Origin of the sequence: Amycolatopsis sp. SID8362, assembly GCF_010550475.1 — a bacterium.
Classification (GTDB): domain Bacteria; phylum Actinomycetota; class Actinomycetes; order Mycobacteriales; family Pseudonocardiaceae; genus Amycolatopsis; species Amycolatopsis eburnea.
In genome coordinates this window covers 1-2,501 of record NZ_JAAGNB010000149.1, presented here as the reverse complement: position 1 = coordinate 2,501, position 2,501 = coordinate 1, and the positions used below count along the sequence as shown (strand labels likewise).

The 2,501-nt window shown below is 74.7% G+C and carries 2 protein-coding genes; both read right to left on the bottom strand.

The window, feature by feature from the left end:
• Positions 1 to 2,082 (bottom strand): glycoside hydrolase family 2 protein (locus G3I65_RS05720; RefSeq protein WP_160695171.1); only part of this gene is annotated, 2,082 nt, incomplete at its 3' end.
• A gap of 88 nt (positions 2,083 to 2,170) precedes the next feature.
• On the bottom strand, positions 2,171 to 2,501 hold a 331-nt coding region (locus G3I65_RS05715; RefSeq protein ID WP_160695170.1), incomplete at its 5' end, for a substrate-binding domain-containing protein.

The following is a 2,501-nucleotide window of genomic DNA, read 5'->3' as shown; positions in this document are numbered from 1 at the left end:
CACCCGGGTCGCGTCGCCGCCGTCGGCGCGCAGCGTGGGGTCGTCGGGCACGCAGCCGAGCACGTCCCGGCTCCGGTCCCCGCTGAACCGCCTGCTGACGACCAGCCGCCCGCCCACGTAGCCGTCGATCCGCAGCTGCGGCCGCTGCCCGCGCGGGACCACGAGGTCCACCGCGAACGGCGGGTGCGGCAGGTGCGGGAAGTCCGCCCGGCGGCTGCGCGCGTCACCCACCGGACGGTCGTCGAGGAACACCGCCAGCCGGTCGCAGTTCGACCAGATCGTCGCGGCCCGTCCGGGTCCGGACGGCTGGGCGGTGAAGTCCCACTCGAACCCCGGCTCGACGACCGCCCGCACGTCCGGCGCGCACTGCGACGCGTAGAACGCCGCCGCGGGCTTCGGGATCCGGAAGATGTCGGACACGCCGGCGAACTTCGACCCGCCGACCGAGCGCTGCCAGCCCGACGGGTAGTCGAACGCGCACCAGGCCAGCACCCCGCAGTAGCGGTCGTCCGCGGCGGCCAGGTCGTGGGCCTTCGCGTGCAGTTCCGCCTGCAGCTGCCTGGTGGCCTGCGGATCGGTGCGGCGGTAGGCGCGGGCGCCGGCGAGCGTGCCGATCGTCTCCGTCACCAGGTACGGCACGCCCGGCCGCGGCGGCCGCAGCCGGAACGGCGCTCCCCGGCGCGCCGTGTAGTCGTTGTACGCCAGGATCTCGACGTCGGCGCCGGAATAACGCGCACCTGTCGCGCTGGCGAGCGCGCCGCTCGTTGGCCGTGACGGGTCCAGCTGCTTCGCGAGCTGGCCGGTCTTGGCGTACATCGCCGTCGTGCCGTCGGCCTCGTTCACGCGCGTGCCCCACACGACGACGCTCGGGTGGTTGCGGTCGCGGGTGACCATGCTCGCCACGTCCTGGAGGTTGCGGCGCTGCCAGGCGGCGTCGCCGACGCGCCCCCAGCCCGGGATCTCCTCCCACACCAGCAGGCCCAGCTCGTCGCAGGCGTCGAGGAACGCGCTCGACTGCGGGTAGTGCGAGCACCGGACCATGGTGCAGTTCAGCTCGCGGCGCAGGATCTCCGCGTCGCGGCGCTGCACGCGGTCCGGCATCGCGCCGCCCGCGAACGGGTACCACTGGTGGCGATTGAGGCCGAACAGCTTGAGCCGCCTGCCGTTGAGGAAGAAGCCGTCCGGCGTGAACCGGGCGTCGCGGAACCCGGTCCGCACCGTCCGCCGGTCGAGTACCGCCGCCCCGGCCCGGACGGTCACGACGACGTCGCACAAGGCGGGGTCTTCGACGTCCCAGAGCCGGACGTCGCCGAGCCCGTGGACGTCGAACTCCGCGGTCGTCCCGTGCACCGGCGCCGTCACTGTCGCGAGTTCCCGGCCCGCCTGCCGCACCGACACGCTCACCTGGCCCTCGACGGCGGCCTCGAGCGTGCACGTCAGGTGCAGCGACCGGCCGGGGGAGAGGACGTCGGCGGGCCGGGCGAAGACGTCGGTCAGGCGGACCCGCGGCGCGGTCGCGATCGCGGCGGGGCGGTAGATCCCCGCGGGCTGGTAGAAGTCGAGCACCGCCGGGCCCGCGCTGCGCGGCAGGTTCGGCGGGACGTCCAGCGCCCACCGCCCGTCGACGACGACGGCGAGGACGTTGTCGCCGTCGGCGACCCCGGGCAGCTCGGCCTCGAACGGGAGGTAGCCGCCCTCGTGGGTGGCCACGAGCGTGCCGTTGAGGTACACCGCCGCGTTCGTCAGGACGCCGTCGAAGCGCGCCCGGTACCGCTCGGCCGGGGTCGCCGTGAAGTGCTTGCGGTAGATCCACCGGTCCTGCCAGGACGCCGGGTTCCAGCCGGTCCAGGACAGCGGTGCCACGCAGTGCGGGAGCCGGACCGGGTCGAGGTCGCTCTCGTCGAACCCAGGGTCGGCACAGCCGTCGGCGTACCGGCCGAACAGCCAGAAATCGGTCAGCGGCCCCGTTTCCGGGCCGGGTGCGGCGATTCCGGACGAGCCCGCGACGGCGGCGCCCAGCAGCGCGGCCCCGCTCGCGGCGAGGAATTCGCGCCGCGAAAGCCGCCGCTCGTCGCCGGCCATGACGACCTCCGTAAGCCGCGGGGCGTGGTCCGCCCGATCATGCTTGTCCCCCTGTGAATCAGGCGTGGGGCCCCGCGGGTTACACGGCTCAGCGCAGCGTCGAAGCGCGGACCACCAGTTCGGGGGTGAAGACGACCTGCCGGTGCTCGTGGTCCGGCTCGGTCGTCTCGGCCAGGAGCAGCTCCGCGGCCGTGCGCCCGAGCCGCCGCCGGGGCTGGCGGACGGAGGTGAGCGGGACCGCGGCCGCCGCGGCGAACTCGATGTCGTCGTAGCCCACGATCGCCAGGTCGTCCGGGACGCCCATGCGCAGGTTCGCGCAGGTCTGCAGCAGGCCGAGCGCGACGAGGTCGTTGGCGCAGAACGCGGCGGTGGGGCGGATCGCCGCGGGCAGGCCCGCCAGCCGTTCGCCGGCGCCGCGG